Origin of the sequence: Streptomyces sp. NPDC032161 (assembly GCF_040636995.1) — a bacterium.
Lineage (GTDB): Bacteria > Actinomycetota > Actinomycetes > Streptomycetales > Streptomycetaceae > Streptomyces.
Window position 1 is genome coordinate 1 of sequence record NZ_JBEZVN010000006.1, and the last position, 17,089, is coordinate 17,089.

16 protein-coding genes and 1 rRNA gene are annotated in these 17,089 nt (G+C 70.9%); 14 read left to right on the forward strand and 3 right to left on the reverse strand.

Features of this window, described 5'->3' with window-relative positions; translation table 11 throughout:
- Positions 1-146 precede the first annotated feature (146 nt).
- The 9 genes from rrf to AB0E67_RS16065 all read left to right on the forward strand — a co-directional run bounded on the left by rrf (position 147) and on the right by AB0E67_RS16065 (position 7,270).
- Positions 147-263, forward strand: a 5S ribosomal RNA gene (gene rrf, locus AB0E67_RS16025).
- Between the two features lie 72 nt (positions 264-335).
- Positions 336-980: an HAD family hydrolase gene (locus AB0E67_RS16030; RefSeq protein ID WP_362026490.1), complete on the forward strand. Its 645-nt coding sequence runs from the start codon at positions 336-338 to the stop codon at positions 978-980.
- Between the two features lie 54 nt (positions 981-1,034).
- Positions 1,035-2,240 (forward strand): MFS transporter, encoded by a 1,206-nt coding sequence (locus AB0E67_RS16035; RefSeq protein WP_362027058.1) that lies wholly within the window; start codon positions 1,035-1,037, stop codon positions 2,238-2,240.
- Positions 2,209-3,381: an acetoin utilization protein AcuC gene (locus AB0E67_RS16040; protein ID WP_362026493.1), complete on the forward strand. Its 1,173-nt coding sequence runs from the start codon at positions 2,209-2,211 to the stop codon at positions 3,379-3,381. The genes AB0E67_RS16035 and AB0E67_RS16040 overlap by 32 nt, the downstream gene beginning before the upstream one ends.
- 123 nt (positions 3,382-3,504) lie before the next feature.
- Positions 3,505-4,320: a phosphatase gene (locus AB0E67_RS16045; protein WP_362026496.1), complete on the forward strand. Its 816-nt coding sequence runs from the start codon at positions 3,505-3,507 to the stop codon at positions 4,318-4,320.
- 128 nt (positions 4,321-4,448) lie between these two features.
- On the forward strand, positions 4,449-4,661 hold the full coding sequence (locus AB0E67_RS16050; protein ID WP_014046653.1) for a helix-turn-helix domain-containing protein: 213 nt from the start codon (positions 4,449-4,451) through the stop codon (positions 4,659-4,661).
- A gap of 151 nt (positions 4,662-4,812) precedes the next feature.
- Entirely contained in the window at positions 4,813-4,911 is a 99-nt protein-coding gene (locus AB0E67_RS16055; RefSeq protein ID WP_003948845.1) for an AURKAIP1/COX24 domain-containing protein, read from the forward strand.
- Positions 4,912-5,094: 183 nt separating this feature from the next.
- Positions 5,095-6,195, forward strand: coding sequence for an NAD-dependent epimerase/dehydratase family protein (locus AB0E67_RS16060; protein ID WP_362026498.1), 1,101 nt, complete (start codon positions 5,095-5,097; stop codon positions 6,193-6,195).
- Positions 6,196-6,235: 40 nt separating this feature from the next.
- On the forward strand, positions 6,236-7,270 hold the full coding sequence (locus tag AB0E67_RS16065) for a lysophospholipid acyltransferase family protein (protein WP_362026501.1): 1,035 nt from the start codon (positions 6,236-6,238) through the stop codon (positions 7,268-7,270).
- Between the two features lie 128 nt (positions 7,271-7,398).
- Here the strand turns inward: AB0E67_RS16065 and AB0E67_RS16070 are convergent, their stop codons facing one another.
- The 3 genes from AB0E67_RS16070 to AB0E67_RS16080 form a co-directional block, all read right to left on the reverse strand.
- On the reverse strand, positions 7,399-8,592 hold the full coding sequence (locus AB0E67_RS16070; RefSeq protein ID WP_362026504.1) for a DUF5667 domain-containing protein: 1,194 nt from the start codon (positions 8,590-8,592) through the stop codon (positions 7,399-7,401).
- 399 nt (positions 8,593-8,991) lie between these two features.
- Positions 8,992-9,768 carry an ECF subfamily RNA polymerase sigma factor, BldN family gene (locus AB0E67_RS16075; protein WP_362026506.1) on the reverse strand — a complete coding sequence of 259 codons (777 nt, stop codon included), beginning with the start codon at positions 9,766-9,768 and terminating at the stop codon, positions 8,992-8,994.
- 423 nt (positions 9,769-10,191) lie between these two features.
- Complete coding sequence (locus tag AB0E67_RS16080) at positions 10,192-11,289, reverse strand: HAD-IB family hydrolase (RefSeq protein WP_362026509.1); 1,098 nt, start codon at positions 11,287-11,289, stop codon at positions 10,192-10,194.
- Between the two features lie 216 nt (positions 11,290-11,505).
- Between AB0E67_RS16080 and AB0E67_RS16085 the strand changes: the two genes are divergently transcribed.
- From AB0E67_RS16085 to AB0E67_RS16105, 5 genes are all read left to right on the forward strand, one after another.
- Entirely contained in the window at positions 11,506-11,781 is a 276-nt protein-coding gene (locus tag AB0E67_RS16085; protein ID WP_362026512.1) for a glutaredoxin family protein, read from the forward strand.
- 272 nt (positions 11,782-12,053) lie between these two features.
- Positions 12,054-12,872, forward strand: a complete 819-nt coding sequence (locus AB0E67_RS16090) for a redox-sensing transcriptional repressor Rex (protein ID WP_073787228.1) — start codon at positions 12,054-12,056, stop codon at positions 12,870-12,872.
- A complete protein-coding gene (locus AB0E67_RS16095; protein ID WP_362026516.1) occupies positions 12,869-14,272 on the forward strand; it encodes a glutamyl-tRNA reductase in 1,404 nt (467 codons plus the stop codon). Before AB0E67_RS16090 ends, AB0E67_RS16095 begins: the two co-directional genes overlap by 4 nt.
- A complete protein-coding gene (gene hemC / locus AB0E67_RS16100) occupies positions 14,269-15,255 on the forward strand; it encodes a hydroxymethylbilane synthase (protein ID WP_362026519.1) in 987 nt (328 codons plus the stop codon). Before AB0E67_RS16095 ends, hemC begins: the two co-directional genes overlap by 4 nt.
- Entirely contained in the window at positions 15,252-16,925 is a 1,674-nt protein-coding gene (locus AB0E67_RS16105) for a uroporphyrinogen-III synthase (RefSeq protein WP_362026522.1), read from the forward strand. Before hemC ends, AB0E67_RS16105 begins: the two co-directional genes overlap by 4 nt.
- The last annotated feature ends 164 nt before the right edge of the window (positions 16,926-17,089 follow it).

Below are 17,089 nucleotides of genomic sequence, written 5' to 3' on the forward strand. Positions count from 1 at the left end.
TTGATAGGCCGGATGTGGAAGCCTGGTAACGGGTGGAGCTGACCGGTACTAATAGGCCGAGGGCTTGTCCTCAGTTGCTCGCGTCCACTGTGTTGGTTCTGAAACAACGAACCGCTGTTTGCTGGTTTTGATGTGTTTCATAGTGTTTCGGTGGTCATTGCGTTAGGGAAACGCCCGGTTACATTCCGAACCCGGAAGCTAAGCCTTTCAGCGCCGATGGTACTGCAGGGGGGACCCTGTGGGAGAGTAGGTCGCCGCCGAACAGTTTTTGTGGGGAAGCCCCGCACCCTTGTGGTGCGGGGCTTTCTCGCGTTCGGAGCGTCTAGTCTCGGACCATGCGCTACGAACTGGTCATCTTCGACAACGACGGGGTGCTCGTGGACAGCGAGCCGATCTCCAACACGATCCTGGCCGAGTACCTCACCGAACTCGGCCACCCCACCTCGTACCAGGAAAGCCTTCGGGACTACATGGGGGCCGCCGTGCACCGCGTGCACGATCTCGTCGAGGAGAGAACGGGCGGGAAGCTGCCCGACGACTTCGACGAGACGTTTCACTCGCGTGTTTTCGCGGCGTTCCGCCAGGAGTTGGTGCCGGTTCCGGGCGTCGAGGACGTGCTGGCGGGGCTCGTCGCCGACGGGGTGGCCTACTGCGTGGCGTCGTCCGGCAGCCACGAGCGGATCCGGGTCGGGCACCTCAAGACCGGGCTGGACCAGTGGTTCGAAGAGGACTGGATCTTCAGCGTGGACGACGTCGGGCGCGGCAAGCCGGCGCCGGACCTGTTCCTGTATGCCGCCGAACGGATGGGCGTCGCCCCCGAGCGGTGCGTCGTCATCGAGGACAGCCCGCTCGGTGTGCAGGCGGCGAGGGCCGCGGGGATGGACGTGTACGGGTTCACGTCGATGATGCCGGCGGACCGGCTCACCGGGGTGACGGGCCTCTTCTCCGACATGAGCCAACTGCGGGAAGTCCTCGCGTGATCTCTCTACCCACGGGTAGAGACTGGCCCTACGCTCGCCGCCATGACTGTGGCCATGACAGATGCGCGCCTGCGGCACGGCAGGGCCTCCCTCACGCTGAGCTTCTTCGCGCAGGGAGTGACGTTCGCTCTGCTCGTGACACGGATACCCGCGATCCAGGACCGGTACGGGATATCCGACGGACTGCTGCCGGCGTTTCTGGCCGCGGTGCCGATCCTCGCCGGTGTGGGCAGCGTGATCACCGAGAAGGTGGTCGCGCGGGTGCGGCCGGGCGTCGTACTCAGGTGGGCGCAACCCGTGGTGATGCTCGCGCTGGTCGCCGCCGGAGCCGGTGACGCGCTGTGGGAAGCGGCGCTCGCGCTCGGGGTGTTCGGGCTCGCCGTCGGGGCGCTCGACGCCTCCATGAACATGATCGGGGTGAGCCTCCAGCGGGCGTACGGGCGTTCCATCATGCTCGGGTTCCATGCCGCGTACAGCCTGGGCGGGATCGCCGGGGCGTCGATGGCGTGGGCCGGGGCGCACTGGGACCTCTCGCTGCTGATGTCGTACCTCCCGGCCGTCGTCGTGCTGCTGCCCGCCGCGTTCGTCGGCAGCCGGTGGTACGTCGAGGGCGGGGCGTCGGCCGCGGGACCGGGGGGAGAAGGGGCCAAGGACGCTGCCTCGGTCTCCTTCAAGCTGCTGATGCCGCTCTGTCTCGTCATGAGCTTCGCGTACATCGGGGACTCGACGGTCTCCAACTGGAGCGCGAAGTACCTCCATGACGTGCTGGGGAGTTCGGAGCAGCTGTCGACCGTCCCGTACAACGTCTACATGGTGACGACGCTGCTGGGACGGGCCGTCGGGGACTTCGGGGTGCGGCGGTTCGGGGCCGTGGCCGTGGTGCGGTTCGGGAGCGTGCTGGCGGCCGGCGGGTTCGCCGTGGTCGCGGCGGCCGGCGGGGCGTGGGTCGGGATGCTCGGGTTCACGATGCTGGGGTTCGGGCTGTGCGTGGTGATGCCGCAGACGTTCGTCGCCGCCGGGCGGATGTTCCCCGGCGCGAGCGAGACGGCCATCGCGCGGCTCAACGTCTTCAACTATGTGGGCTTCCTGATCGGTTCGCCGCTCGTGGGGGTGCTGGGGGACGCGTGGAGCTACCGCGGGGCGATGCTGGTGCCGATGGTGCTGGTGCTCGCGACGCTCGCGTACGCCAAGTCGTTCGACGCGCCGCCCGCCCGATACGGTGGCGGGCATGAGCGGCCGCACACAGCTGATGTGGGATGACGCAGTCACGGGATACGACTTCGGGGAAGGCCACCCGATGGACCCCGTGCGACTCGCCCTGACGATGGGGCTGGTGCGGGCGTTGGGACTCGACCGCGCCGTGGACGTGGTGGCGGGCAGGCCCGCCGGGGACTCGACCCTGCGCCTGGTGCATCGTGAGGACTACGTGGCGGCCGTGCGCGTGGCCTCCGCCGATCCGGAGCGGGCCGATCAGCGCTACGGGCTCGGGACGGTCGACGACCCCGCGTTCCGGGGGATGCACGAGGCGTCGGCGCTGATCGCCGGGCAGTCGGTGGCCGCGGCCGAGGCGGTGTGGCGCGGTGACACCGCGCACGCGGTGAACTTCACCGGCGGGCTGCACCACGCCATGCCAGGCGGCGCGGCCGGGTTCTGCGTCTACAACGACGCGGCGCTCGCCATCGCGCGGATGCTGGAACTGGGCGCCGAGCGGATCGCGTACGTCGACGTCGACGTGCACCACGGCGACGGGGTGCAGGCGGCGTTCGGGGAGGACCCGAGGGTCCTGACCGTGTCGCTGCACGAGCACCCCCGCACCCTCTTCCCACAGACCGGCTGGCCTCAGGAGACCGGCATCGGGGCGGGGGAGGGCAGCGCGGTGAACGTGGCGCTGCCCGCCGGCACGGGCGACGCGGGATGGCTGCGGGCGTTCCACGCGGTGGTGCCGGAACTGCTGGCGGACTTCCGGCCGCAGGTCCTGGTGACCCAGCACGGGGCCGACACGCACTTCGAGGACCCGCTCGCCCACTTCGCGGTGTCGCTGGACGCTCAGCGCGCCGTGATGACGGCCTGTCACGACCTCGCCCACGCCCATGCGGAGGGCGGGCGCTGGATCGCGCTCGGCGGTGGCGGGTACGAGGTGGTCGACGTGGTGCCGCGGTCCTGGGCGCATCTGGTGGGGATCGCCGCGCACACGCCGGTGGATCCCGAGTCGCTGATCCCGTCCTCGTGGCGGGACGAGGTCTACGCGCGGACACGGCGGTTGGGGCCGGCCCGGATGACGGACGGGCGTGCTCCCTCCTGGAAGCCGTGGGAGGAGGGGTACGACCCCGCGGACCGGCTCGACCAGGCGGTGCTGGCGACCCGGCGGGCGGCGTTCCCGCTGCGGGGGCTGCTGGCCTGAGTCCCCGTCGTTCCGTGTCGTGGGCGCGGGCGTTCTCGTACGCGTCGAGGCCCGTTACGCCAACCGTGGGGCATCACCCGGCTTTTGGCCCCCCGTTCGGGTGGTTGGGGAAGCATCGGCGGGGTGTTGAGCACCGGAGCGCTGCGTGCGCATCTGCTGAAGGCCCGGCTGGCCGGACCCGTGGCCACGACGCGGGAGGCGAGCCTGCGGAGCTATCGGCTCTTCGCGGCCCGCGATCCACGCATGACGCTCGGCCTTGCCCCCGAGGGGGACTGGGACGAGTCCGAGCTTCTTCGTCTGATGGCCGACAAGTGCGGGGTCTGTGACGACCCGGCCTTCGTCTCGGGCCCCGACGTGATCGATCCCGAACGGACTCTGGCGGGGCTGGAGGCGTTCGCCGGGCGGCTGTCGGAGGCCGCGTCGCGACGGTCGCCGGTGTTGTTCGGGACCGGGCACCCGCATCGGCTGCTCGGTTTCTACGCAGCGCTGGCAGACGCCGTGTCGGCGGCGGGATGTCCCGTCCTCACCCCTGCGCAGGGGCGATGTATCGACATGACGACCCGGTTCGGCGTACGTACGTGCCGCCTCGATTACGTACGAGGGGTCGCGATGGTGCGTGAGCCGGGCGCACGGAGTCCCGGTGACGGCACCGGCGCACACACCCACTCGCCGTTGCCGGTACGGGTCGCCCTGGAGGCGGCGGCGGTGGGCAGTGGGCGGCTTCCCGGACTGGTCGTCGGGGACCACGGATGGGTCTGCGGAGCAGGTCAGCTGGGCATCGAGGCGATCGGGCTGGCGGACACGGACGACCCCGCGCTGTTCGTCGGGGAGGCCGAGGGGCGGGTGTCGGTCGCCGTGCCGCTCGACGACGCCGTGCGGTCCGTCTCCTACCTGCCGCTCACTCGCTATGTACTCAATCGGGCGTGTCTGTCACAGTAGGCGGCCGGTCACCTCTCCTCTTCCCCACTCGCATCACCCGCCCCTAATCTGGGGAGTGAGCGCACAACGACGAAGAGTCACCGGAGGGGAAGCCGGTGCGCGTCTCGTGCGGAAGGTACAGGTGGGTCATGGCTGCTGGCAGCGAAAGGCCTCTCAACGAGGTCAAGTTTCTGACCGTGGCGGAAGTCGCCTCGGTCATGAGGGTGTCGAAGATGACCGTGTACCGTTTGGTGCACAGCGGTCATCTGCCGGCGATCCGGGTGGGCAGGTCCTTCCGGGTTCCGGAGCAAGCGGTTCACGAGTATCTCCGCGAGTCCTTCGTGGGGGTGGAATCCGCCTGATACCGGGGCGGAGTCCACCTGATATTCGCCTCGGATTACGTCCCTCACGCGGTGGCGGGTAGGCTAGGCCGACGTAGGTCGTGTGGGCCCAGACGCCCCGCACCGATCCCCGCTGGCGTGGGGATGTTCCGAGAAGTGAGCGAGGGTAGTCGTGGGCTCTGTTATCAAGAAGCGGCGTAAGCGGATGGCCAAGAAGAAGCACCGCAAGCTGCTCAAGCGCACGCGCGTTCAGCGTCGCAACAAGAAGTAAGCGAACGCGGTTCGTGATTCCGCAGCCCTTCCGCCGAAATGGCGGGAGGGCTGCGGCGCGTTGTCGAGAGGTGCCCGCATTCGGGCCAAGAGTCGTAGGAAGCCCGCCGCGAGGTCGTCGCGGGGCGACGTCCACCCGCTACGGTGACGGCCAGGTAGAACCTTTCGACGGAAGGCGCTGATCTTGGGGAAGGTCGTGCTGGTCACGGGAGCGGCCCGGCAGCTGGGCGGCCGTTTCGTGCGGCGCATCCAGCGTGATCCGGAGGTGGACCGGGTGATCGCCGTCGACGCCGTCGCGCCCCGGCACTCGCTGGGCGACGCCCGGTTCGTGGTGGCGGACATCCGTCGGCCCACCATCGCGAGGGTGCTCGCGGAGCACGCGGTCGACACGGTCGTCCATCTGGACGTCTCCGCGAAGTCGGCCGGTACGGGAGGCCGGACCGCGGTCAAGGAGACCAACGTCATCGGCACGATGCAGCTGCTGGGGGCCTGCCAGAAGGCCCCGCGCGTGCGGCGGCTGGTGGTCAAGTCCAGTACGAACGTGTACGGTTCCGCGCCCCGCGATCCGGCGGTCTTCAGCGAGACGACCCCGCCCAAGTCGCTGCCCAGCGGCGGGTTCGCGAAGGACGTGGTGGAGGTCGAGGGGTACGTACGGGGCTTCGCGCGCCGTCGGCCGGACGTCGCCGTGTGCGTGCTCAGGTTCGCGAACATCCTCGGGCCGGAGGCGGATTCGCCGCTCGCCGACTATCTGTCGCTGCCCGTCCTGCCGACGGTGTTCGGGTACGACCCGAGACTCCAGTTCGTGCACGAGGACGATGTCCTCGACGTCCTGGGCATCGCCTCGCGGGAGCCGACGCGCGGGACGCTGAACAGCGGCACCTTCAACATCGCCGGGGACGGGGTGCTGCTGCTCTCGCAGTGCGCGCGGCGGCTCGGACGGCCGACGATGCCGCTGCTGCTGCCCGCCGTCACCTGGGTCGGTCGGGCGCTGCGCCGGGTCGGCATGACGGACTTCTCGCCGGAGCAGATCCGGCTGCTGACCCACGGGCGGGTGGTGTCGACCGTCCAGATGCGCGAGACCCTGGGGTTCCACCCGGCGTTCACCACCGCGGAGACGTTCGCGGAGTTCGCGCGCGGTCAGGGCCCCGGTCTGCTCCCGCCGGAGGCGGTGGGACGGGCGGTCGACAGGCTGGCCGCCGCACCGTTCATCGGGGCGGCGGGCGGAGCGTCGCGGATCACCGGGGCGGGCGGCACGTCCCCGACCCCCAGCGCCGGCAGGCAGTAGAACCCCCGGCACCGGCAGGCAACAGAGGAGCGCATCGACGATGGCGGACGCCAAGGTCATTCCGTTCGACGACGACCGTTCGCGGGCGGGCGGCCCGCCGCGCTCCGCGCGGCGCAGGTCCACCGCGGGCCCCGGGGTCGGCACCGCGGCCGTCAGCGCCCTTCCGGGGCAGCAGGACGCCGAGTCGCCGCGGGAGGAGGATCCCGACGGATCCGAGCAGGCTCCGGAGACCGCGGACGGCTGGGAGCGGAGGGCCGCCGCCGGGCTCGCGTTCCTACGGCGGCGGGTCACCGGCGAGTACGAGGTCGACGAGTTCGGGTACGACGAGGAGTTGACCGACCAGGTCCTCATGTCGATGCTGCGGCCGTTGTACGAGAAGTACTTCCGGGTCGAGGTGCGGGGCATCGAGAACATCCCGTCGGACGGGGGCGCGCTCATCGTGTCCAACCACTCCGGCACGCTGCCGCTCGACGCGCTGATGCTCCAGGTGGCCGTGCACGACAACCACCCGGCGGGGCGGCATCTGCGGCTGCTCGCCGCCGATCTCGTCTTCGTGCTGCCCGTGGTGAGCGAGCTGGCCCGCAAGGCCGGTCACACGCTGGCGTGCACGGAGGACGCGGAGCGGCTGCTGGGCCGGGGCGAGATCGTCGGGGTGATGCCGGAGGGTTTCAAGGGCGTCGGCAAGCCGTTCGGCGAGCGGTACAAGCTTCAGCGCTTCGGCCGGGGCGGTTTCGTCTCCACGGCGTTGCGGGCGGGGGTGCCGATCATTCCGTGCTCGATCGTGGGCGCGGAGGAGATCTATCCGATGATCGGCAACTCCCGGACGCTGGCCCGGCTGCTCGGCTTCCCGTACTTCCCGATCACGCCGACGTTCCCCTGGCTGGGCCCCCTGGGGGCGGTTCCGCTGCCGACGAAGTGGACGATCCAGTTCGGGAAACCGATCTCCACGAGCGGGTATCCGATGGAGGCGGCGGACGACCCGATGCTGATGTTCAACCTGACCGATCAGGTGCGCGAGAAGATTCAGCACACCCTGTACAAGCTGCTGGTGCAGCGGAGGTCGGTGTTCTTCTGACGGGTTCTCCCGCCAGGTCCTTCGACAGGATGCCTTCGCCGGATCCTGACGAAGGGCCCATTCGGCGGCTCACCCCTCGATCTCCGGACCGGCTCGGGACGGCCGGCGATCGAGGGGTGAGGGACGGGTCACTCGTCCACGCGCTCGCTGTTGATGCCCAGACCCGGGAGCAGCCCGGGGAGGAGCGGGGGCAGCGTCACGTCCGGGGACGGCGGCGGGCTGATCCGGCCACCGGTGGACGGGTCGGTGCGCGGGGGCTGGGTGCCGAACAGTCCGTCCGTGCCACCGGAGAGCAGGCTCTCGGATGTGGCGCTGCCGGAACCGTCGGACGGGCCTGGCGTGGCGCCGTCGCTCGTCCGGTCGTGGGAGACGTCCGGCGCGGAGGGGGTGGTCCCGCCCGTATGGGACGGGGCCGTGTTCCGTTCCCCGGTGTCGGACCGCTTCGCGTCGTCGCTCCGGTCCGGGCCGCGGGGCAGCAGCGACTGCAGCGGCCCGACTTCCTCGTCTATGGCGTCGAACACCGAGCTGACCTGGTTGCCGACATCGGTCAGCTGGAGCGGCAGCTGGTCGCGCAGGCTGCTCCAGCTCCCGCGGTGCGAGCGGGAGAAGGAATCCAGGGTCTGGATCGGGCCGATGGCGCCGTCCCGTTGATAGGCCGCTCGGAGCAGGCGGTGGCCCTCGGTGGCGTCGTGCGTCATGCCGTTGAGCGTGCGCCGGATCTCACCGAGCTGTTCGTGGTCGAGGTCGCCGGAACGGGCGCGCTCCATCAGACGGCGGGCTTCGCCCAGCCGCGTCGACGCCTGGTCGAGGTAGACCTCGCCGCGGTCGGTGTCGCCGCTGGCCAGCCCGAGATGGATGTCCTCCATGCCGCGCTTGAGCCCGTACAGCGAATCACCTGGCAGGGCGTCGGAACTGGCAGCGGCCACTCCGCCGAAGGCCCCCGCCGCGACACCGACGGTGAGCCCGCCGGCCGCGAGCCCCTTCGACCAGCGCGAACGCGGACGCAGTTTCCGGAGCGCGGAGGCCCGATGGGCACCCTTCGTGCGCTGCTCGGGCACCGTAGGGCCCGCGGACGCGCCGCCTTCGGCGAACATGGCCTCCATGGCGGCGACGAGCTGGGCTCGCTGCACCACTTTGACTTCGGGATCCAATTCCGGCCGCGGTAGCTCACCGAGGCCGTTCGCCAGGGCCAACAGCGGCCCGTGGTCGGCCTGTTCGGCCGTTCCCTCGGGCTGTGCGGCCGCCTCGTCGCGGGGCGGCTGCTCCTCCAGGGCCTGGGCGAAGGCGTTCGCCCGCCGGTGCGCCGAAACGTTTGCGATCACTGGCGGCACCTCCTCTCGTCATGACGGTCGACTCCCCTGGGTGTCAGGAAGGTTGTACACCTTGAGCGCTTCCACACGAATGAGTGAGTGTCAGCGGACATGGGTGACGACAGGGGGCCTGCAACCGACACAACGAGGGGCGCGGCACATGGGTTACGCAAGAAGAGTGACCGGACTTTGTGTGAGGAAGGCATCGCCTGGCGTGATGTCGACGGGTCGGCCGGGCCGGGCGCGCGGCCGGACGAGGGGCTGATCGGGCCGGGACCCGCCGGGTGGGGCGGGATCGGTGATCGGGAGCGTGATCGGGAGGCTTCGTACGGGACAGGGGGGCCGAGGTGGTGCGGTGGGGACGGCCCGGTCGGGGCCGGGTGGTCGGATGGAAGGCTTCGGGAGGGAGGGTCAGCGGGCGTCGTCCGGCAGGAGCCGGGCCAGGGTGCGGACGGCGCGGTACTGCAGGGTCTTGATCGCGCCCTCGTTCTTCCCCATGACACGGGCGGTCTCGGCGACCGAGAGGCCCTGGAGGAAGCGCAGGGTCACGCACTCCTGCTGCTGGGGGTTGAGCCGCCGTACGGCCTGGAGCAGTGCGGCGTTGGAGAGGGATTCCAGGACGGAGTCCTCCGGGCTGCGCTCGACCTCGTTCGCGTCGAGCATCTCGCCGGTGGTCACCTCCAGGCGGAAGCGGCTGGACTTGAAGTGGTCGGCGACGAGGTTGCGGGCGATCGTGACCAGCCACGCGCCGAAGTCGCGGCCCTGCCAGGTGAACGTCGAGATGCGGCGCAGGGCACGCAGGAAGGTCTCGCTGGTGAGGTCCTCCGCCGTGGCCTTGCCGCCCACGCGGTAGTAGATGTAGCGATAGACGGTGTCGCTGTACTGGTCGTAGAGGCGGCCGAAGGCTTCGGCCTCGCCGGCCTGCGCACGCTCGACGAGCTCCATCATGCGCGCGCTGTCGCTGTCGGCGGTGGGACGGCGGACGGTGGACGTGGTTGTTGCGCCGCGGCTGCCGCGTCTTCCGACCGCCGCACCGCGTTCGGCCATGGCGTAGCACGGGCCGACTGGCGCAGGGGTGGCGAATGCGGGTACGGCGTACGCGGTGGGGACGAAGCCGCGCAAGCGGTTGACGACCGATGCGCGCAGCGTAGCCAGGCCCGAGGCGTCAACCCCGACGTGTGGGTACACGGGACTCCCAGAGGCAGAGCTTCCATCACGTGCAGTGCGAAACCCTCACTCGTCGTAGTGACTCGGGGGTTCCGGAATGCGTCTGAGGAGAATAACGCTTCGTACAGACAGTGCTACACCCAGTTGCTCAAATCATCGATTACGTCGCTTCTGTAGCGACTAATCGACGTATCAAGTAGCACATCGTGACCGGTTATTGATCGGATTACTTCGTGATTTGCCTGCGAGGGGAACCGGTTGTGGCCGAGTGGGGGTGTGTCGACTGGTCGGGGCGGTCGGCGGGCAGGGAGTCCCGATCGTGCCGCGGCCGGGCGCCGCCCGGCGGGGTGTCGCCCGATGACGGTGGCGGCTCGACGACTGACGAACGGTTGTGCGACCGGGCGGTTCGGTGAACGGCGGGGCGGCCGGCCGGGCGCGTCGGTGTCAGCGGCGGCGACGGTGCAGCGCGACGGCGGCGGCCGTGCCTCCCGCGAGGGCGCCGACCCCGGCCGCGGCGGGGATGCCGACCCTGGCCGCCTTGCGGCCCGTCCGGTAGTCCCGCAGTCGCCAGTCGTGGGCGCGGGCGTACTTGCGGAGCTTGGCGTCCGGATTGATCGCGTACGGGTGGCCGACCAGGGAGAGCATCGGGATGTCGTTGTGGGAGTCGCTGTACGCGGCGCAGCGGTCGAGGTCGAGGCCCTCGGCGGCGGCCAGGGCGCGGACCGCCTCGGCCTTCGCCGGTCCGTGCAGCGGTTCGCCGACCAGGCGGCCGGTGTAGACGCCGTCGACGGACTCGGCGACCGTGCCGAGTGCGCCGGTCAGGCCGAGGCGGCGGGCGATGATCGTGGCCGTCTCGACGGGGGCGGCGGTGACCAGCCAGACCCGTTGACCGGCGTCCAGGTGGGCCTGGGCGAGGGCGCGGGTGCCGGGCCAGATGCGGTCGGCCATGTATTCGTCGTAGATCTCCTCGCCGATCGCCATCAGCTCGGAGACGCGGTGGCCCTTGACGATGGACAGGGCGCTGTCGCGGGCGTCCTGCATGTGGTCCGGGTCCTCGACACCGGCCAGTCTGAACCATGCCTGCTGCCAGGCGAAGCGGGTCAGTTCGCGGCGCTGGAAGAACTTGCGCTTGTACAGGCCGCGCCCGAAGTGGAACAGGGCCGCGCCCTGCATGACGGTGTTGTCCAGGTCGAAGAAGGCTGCGGCCCGTTCGTCACCGGCGACGGGGAAGGGGGGTTCCTCGGGCTTCTTCTCCTTGCCCGTCCCTTTCTCCTTTTCCTTCTCCTTCCCCGGCTCCGCGTCCTTCTTCGGCTCGGCGGCCTTCGCGGCCTTCGTGGGCTTCGCCGTCTTCGCGCGGCCGGTTTCCTGGGCCTCGGGGGCCTCGACGGCCTCGCGGGCGGCGGTTGCGGAGGGCCGGTCGTCGTCGGGGTGTTCGCTGCGCAGGGCGGACTTCCGCGCAGCCTCGGCTGCGGCCTCGCCTGCCAGCACGCTCCGTGCTGTCGCGGGGCGTCTACGGGGTGTGAGCCATCCAAGAGCGGCCATGTCGTGAGCATAGCCATGTGCTCGGGCCCTTCCCGACCTGCCGGGATGCCGCGCCGTGAACTCTTGGTCGTTGCTTTGTCGAAGGAGGGGCGAAGAGGTGAAGGAGCCGGAAGGGGGTGTGGTCGGCGCACCGGACGTCTCGCGGGCGGGACAGGGGGCGGGCGCCGGACGGCATGCCGGGCGGGAGCGCGTCGTGGTGCGGCGCAGAATGAGGGCATGAGCGCCATGTTCCGACGTACGAAGAAGAACCCCGCCGAGCGGACGGTGACCCTCGTGGGCAAGCCGGGGTGTCACCTCTGCGACGACGCGAGGGAGGTGGTGCGGGAGGTGTGCGCGCAGACCGGCGCTTCCTGGGAGGAGAAGGACATCACGCAGGACGAGGCGCTGCACCGCGCGTACTGGGAGCAGATCCCGGTCGTCCTGATCGACGGCGAGCAGCACACGTTCTGGCGGGTGGACCCGGGGAGGCTGCGTGACGCGCTGGGTTCGTGAGTGAAACCCGGTTACCATCATGGGCGTTTTGAGTGGACTCGGGGGAGTGGTAGTGAGGAGTGTGTGCCGCTTTGCCCCCTTCGGGTCTGCAACGGTTTGACGCGGTCCCCGGTTCCGGGATTACGCGACGAAAGCGCGTGACCCCGGTCACGTTGACCGGACAAAACGGACACAATCTTTGTGCACACGTTCACAAAGACATAGCCTGCATTCGACGGGGCGGTCATGCGAAATACGGCCGCCTGCAGCCCCGCTCATACCGCAGGAGCACCGTGGCAACTGGCCGAACTCACCGACCGGCGACCCGTAGCCGAGGGATTCCCGAGGCCACCGTCGCCCGGCTTCCGCTGTATCTGCGCGCGTTGACCGCGCTCTCCGAGCGCTCGGTCCCCACGGTCTCGTCCGAGGAACTCGCCGCTGCGGCGGGGGTCAACTCCGCCAAGCTGCGCAAGGACTTCAGCTACCTCGGCTCCTACGGGACGCGCGGGGTCGGGTACGACGTCGAGTATCTCGTCTACCAGATCTCCCGTGAGCTCGGGCTGACCCAGGACTGGCCGGTCGTGATCGTCGGTATCGGTAACCTCGGCGCGGCGCTCGCCAACTACGGCGGTTTCGCCTCCCGCGGTTTCCGGGTCGCCGCCCTGATCGACGCCGATCCCGCGATGGCCGGGACGCCGGTCGCCGGGATTCCCGTGCAGCACGCCGACGACCTGGAGACGATCGTCCGGGACAACGGGGTGTCGATCGGCGTCATCTCGACCCCGGCCGGTGCCGCGCAGCAGGTCTGCGACCGGCTCGTCGCCGCGGGCGTCACCTCCATCCTGAACTTCGCGCCGACGGTGCTCTCCGTGCCCGACGGCGTCGACGTCCGCAAGGTGGACCTCTCCATCGAGCTCCAGATCCTCGCCTTCCACGAGCAGCGCAAGTCGGTCGAGGACACCGGTGAGGCCGGAGTCGGCCAGAGCACCGCCGGGGTCGCCCAGGACGTGTCCGTGCCGGCCGTGCCGGACGCGGAGGAGGCGCCGGTGCGTCCGGTCGCCGAAGGCCGTAAGGGACCTGACGGGGACATGCCCGCCGTGATGCCGGCATGAGTCTTCTCGTCGTAGGGCTGAGCCACCGCAGCGCCCCCGTCTCCGTACTGGAGCGGGCCTCGCTGGCGGGTGAGACGCAGGCCAAGCTCCTCCAGGACGCGCTCGCCGCCGAGCCCGCGGCCGAGGCCGCCGCGCTGGCCACCTGCAACCGCATCGAGCTGTACGCCGACGTGGACAAGTTCCACGCGGGCGTCGCCGAGCTGTCCACCCTCCTCGCCCAGCACAGCGGCGTGGGTCTGGACGAGCTCACTCCGTATCTCTATGTGCACTACGAGGACCGGGCCGTCCACCACCTCTTCTCGGTGGCGTGCGGGCTGGACTCGATGGTCGTCGGCGAGGGCCAGATCCTCGGCCAGATCAAGGACGCGCTGGCACGGGGCCAGGAGCTCCACACCGCGGGACGGCTGCTGAACGACCTGTTCCAGCAGGCGCTGCGGGTCGGCAAGCGTGCCCACAGCGAGACCGGGATCGACCGGGCCGGGCAGTCGCTCGTCACCTTCGGTCTCGAACAGCTCGCGGCGGGCGAGGACGTCGCCGAGTGGGCCCGGGGCAAGCGCGCCCTGGTGATCGGCGCCGGATCGATGTCCTCGCTGGCCGCCGCCACCCTGGCCCGTGCCGGTGTCGCCGAGATCGCCGTCGCCAACCGGACCCGGGCCCGTGCCGACCGGCTCGTCGAGATCCTGGGCCAGCCCGGCGGCACCGGAGTGGCCGCCCGCGCCGTGGAGATGGCCGCGGTCCCCGACGAACTGACACGTGCCGACATCGTCGTCTCGTGCACCGGTGCGACGGGCCTGGTGCTGACCGCCGAGGTCGTCGCCGGGGCGCTCGGCCTGCCCCACGAGCCGGTCCGCGCGGCGTCCGCCGGGGAGACCGCGCCCACCGGGAACGACGGCCCCGTCCGCCTCGCCCTGCTCGACCTCGCCATGCCGCGCGACATCGACGGCGCCGCCGGCCACCTCGACGGGGTGCGCCTCGTCGACATCGAGTCGCTCGCCGAGGCGTCCGCGGACGCCCCGATGGCCTCCGACGTGGACCAGGTGCGCACCATCGTCGCCGACGAGGTGGCCGCCTTCGGTGCCGCCCAGCGGGCCGCCCACATCACCCCGACCGTCGTCGCGCTGCGCGCGATGGCCGCCGACGTGGTCGCGGGCGAGATCGCCCGGCTCGACGGGCGCCTCCCCGGCCTGGACACGAAGCAGCGCGCCGAGATCACGCAGACCGTGCGCCGCGTCGTCGACAAGCTCCTGCACGCGCCCACCGTGCGGGTCAAGCAGCTCGCCAGCGAGCCCGGCGGCGCCGGGTACGCGGACGCGCTCCGAGAACTCTTCGACCTCGACCCGCAGACGGTCGCCGCCGTCTCCCGGGCAGACCTGAACGACCCGAATCGAGGGCGGTCATGACCGACAACTCACCCCTGGGCGCGGATGCCGCCAAGCCGCTGAGGCTGGGCACCCGGCGCAGCAAGCTCGCCATGGCGCAGTCCGGCCTGGTCGCCGACGCGGTCAGCGAGGTGACCGGGCGGGCCGTCGAGCTCGTCGAGGTCACCACGTACGGCGACGTCTCCCGCGAGCACCTCTCGCAGATCGGCGGCACCGGCGTGTTCGTCGCCGCGCTGCGCGAGGCGCTGCTCCGCGGCGACGTGGACTTCGCCGTCCACTCGCTCAAGGATCTGCCGACCACCCCGCACGAGGGCCTCGTCCTGGCCGCCGTACCGGTGCGCGAGGACCCGCGCGACGTACTGGTGGCGCGGGACGGGCTGACCCTCGGGCAGCTGCCGTCCGGTGCCCGCATCGGCACCGGCTCGCCGCGCCGCATGGCGCAGCTCAACGCGTACGCCCGCAGCCACGGCCTCGACATCGAGACGGTGCCGATCCGAGGCAACGTCGACACGCGTATCGGATTTGTACGAAGCGGGGAGCTGGACGCGGTGGTACTCGCCGCGGCCGGGCTCAGCCGCCTCGGCCGGACCGGTGAGGCGACCGACTTCCTGTCGCCCGACACCCTTCTGCCCGCTCCCGGCCAGGGAGCACTGGCGATCGAGTGCGCTGTCGGCAGCGCCGACCTCGTCGCCGCGCTCGGAGAGCTCGACGACCCGTACACCCGGGCCGCCGTGACCGCCGAGCGTGCCCTGCTCGCCGCCCTGGAGGCCGGCTGCTCCGCACCCGTGGGTGCGCTGGCGGACCTCCAGGCCGACGGACAGGCTGTCAACGAACTGCGCCTGCGCGGTGTCGTCGGTTCCACCGACGGTTCCTCGCTGGTGCAGATGTCCACCACCGGTCCCGTGCCCACGTCGCAGGACGACGCGGCGGCCCTCGGTCGCGAGCTCGCGGCCGAGATGCTCGCCAAGGGTGCGGCCGGTCTTATCGGGGAGCGAGCACTTTGAGCCCCACCGGCCCCGCCGCATCCGACTTTCCGGCCGTGTCCGCCCACGGGCACGTCACCTTCCTGGGTGCTGGTCCCGGCGATCCGGGACTGCTGACCCTGCGCGCCGTCGAGGCGCTTGCGAGCGCGGACGTCCTTGTCGCCGAGCCGGACGTTCTCGGTGTCGTTCGCTGCCATGCGCGGGCAGGCGTGAGCACACCCGAGCTGACGGTCATTGACGCGCAGTCAACCGCCGCCGGTGTCCCCGTTCTCAGGGATGCGGTCAATCTTGTCATGGAGGCAGCGAAGGGCGGCAAGCGGGTGGTCCGTGCGGTCCCGGGAGACCCGGGGCTGGACGCGGACGCCGGTGCCGAGATGCTGGCCTGCGCCGCCGCCGGTATCCCCTTCGAGGTCGTGCCGGGCATCGCCGAGGTCGTGGGTGTGCCCGCGTACGCCGGTGTGCCGCTTCGGGACGCGCAGGGCGCGGACGTCCGGTTCGTGGACGCGCGTACCGCCTCGGACCGCTGCTGGGGCGAGGTCGGCGCGAGCGACGCCACGGCCGTCATCTCGACGACGCTCGACTCGGTGGCCGCGGCCGCCGGTGAGCTGGTCGCGGCGGGCCGCAAGCCCGACACCCCGCTGACCGTGACGGTGGCCGGTACGACGACCCGCCAGCGCACCTGGACGGCGACCCTCGGCACGATCGCGCAGGTCCTGAAGCAGGCGAAGGTGTTGCCGTCGCCGGAGGGGCACCGCCCCGTCATAGCCGTGGTCGGTGAGCGCAGCTCCGCCGCCCAGCGCGACCAGCTCGCGTGGTTCGAGTCCAAGCCGCTGTTCGGCTGGAAGGTGCTCGTCCCGCGGACCAAGGAGCAGGCGGCGTCGCTCTCCGACCAGCTTCGTTCGTACGGTGCCGTGCCGCACGAGGTCCCGACGATCGCCGTCGAGCCGCCGCGCACCCCGCAGCAGATGGAGCGCGCGGTCAAGGGACTGGTCACGGGCCGGTACGAGTGGATCGCCTTCACCAGCGTCAACGCCGTGAAGGCCGTCCGGGAGAAGTTCGAGGAGTACGGGCTCGACGCCCGTGCCTTCGCCGGGATCAAGGTCGCGGCCGTCGGCGAGCAGACCGCCGCCGCGCTCGTCGACTTCGGTGTGAAGCCGGATCTGGTGCCCTCCGGTGAGCAGTCCGCCGCGGGTCTGCTGGAGGACTGGCCGCCGTACGACCCGGTCTTCGACCCGATCGACCGGGTCTTCCTGCCGCGCGCCGACATCGCCACCGAGACGCTGGTGGCGGGCCTCATCGAGCTGGGCTGGGAGGTCGACGACGTCACCGCGTACCGCACGGTCCGCGCCTCGCCGCCGCCGGCCGAGACGCGTGAGGCGATCAAGGGCGGCGGGTTCGACGCGGTCCTGTTCACCTCGTCGTCGACCGTCCGGAACCTCGTCGGCATCGCGGGCAAGCCGCACAACGTCACGGTCATCGCGTGCATCGGCCCGGCGACGGCGAAGACCGCGGAGGAGCACGGGCTCCGCGTCGACGTGCTGTCGCCGGAACCCTCGGTGCACAAGCTGGCCGAGGCCCTCGCCGAGTTCGGCGCGCGGCGCCGGGAGGCGGCGAAGGAGGCCGGTGACCCGGTGACGCGGCCGAGCGAGCGGCGTCCGGGGGCGCGGCGGCGCCGTTCGACGACGACCTGACGCGTACGAGTACCCGCTTTCGCGCCGACGCGTACGAGAACGCCTTTCGCGATGGCGCGGCAGGCGTACGGAACGGGCGGTCCGGCTGCTTCGGCGGTCGGGCCGCCCGTCGCCGTTCCCTGCGTTCGCGGCGTTTTTGGGGCGCTCCGCCCGGCGGGGCTGCC

Coding starts and splice junctions, on each gene's coding strand:
- AB0E67_RS16085 (WP_362026512.1), top strand. CDS start 11,506: ATGAGCGCCATGTTCCGACGTACGAAGAAGAACCCCGCCGAGCGGACG.
- AB0E67_RS16030 (WP_362026490.1), top strand. CDS start 336: ATGCGCTACGAACTGGTCATCTTCGACAACGACGGGGTGCTCGTGGAC.
- hemC (WP_362026519.1), top strand. CDS start 14,269: ATGACCGACAACTCACCCCTGGGCGCGGATGCCGCCAAGCCGCTGAGG.
- AB0E67_RS16040 (WP_362026493.1), top strand. CDS start 2,209: ATGAGCGGCCGCACACAGCTGATGTGGGATGACGCAGTCACGGGATAC.
- AB0E67_RS16050 (WP_014046653.1), top strand. CDS start 4,449: ATGGCTGCTGGCAGCGAAAGGCCTCTCAACGAGGTCAAGTTTCTGACC.
- AB0E67_RS16080 (WP_362026509.1), bottom strand. CDS start 11,289: ATGGCCGCTCTTGGATGGCTCACACCCCGTAGACGCCCCGCGACAGCA.
- AB0E67_RS16095 (WP_362026516.1), top strand. CDS start 12,869: ATGAGTCTTCTCGTCGTAGGGCTGAGCCACCGCAGCGCCCCCGTCTCC.
- AB0E67_RS16035 (WP_362027058.1), top strand. CDS start 1,035: ATGACAGATGCGCGCCTGCGGCACGGCAGGGCCTCCCTCACGCTGAGC.
- AB0E67_RS16065 (WP_362026501.1), top strand. CDS start 6,236: ATGGCGGACGCCAAGGTCATTCCGTTCGACGACGACCGTTCGCGGGCG.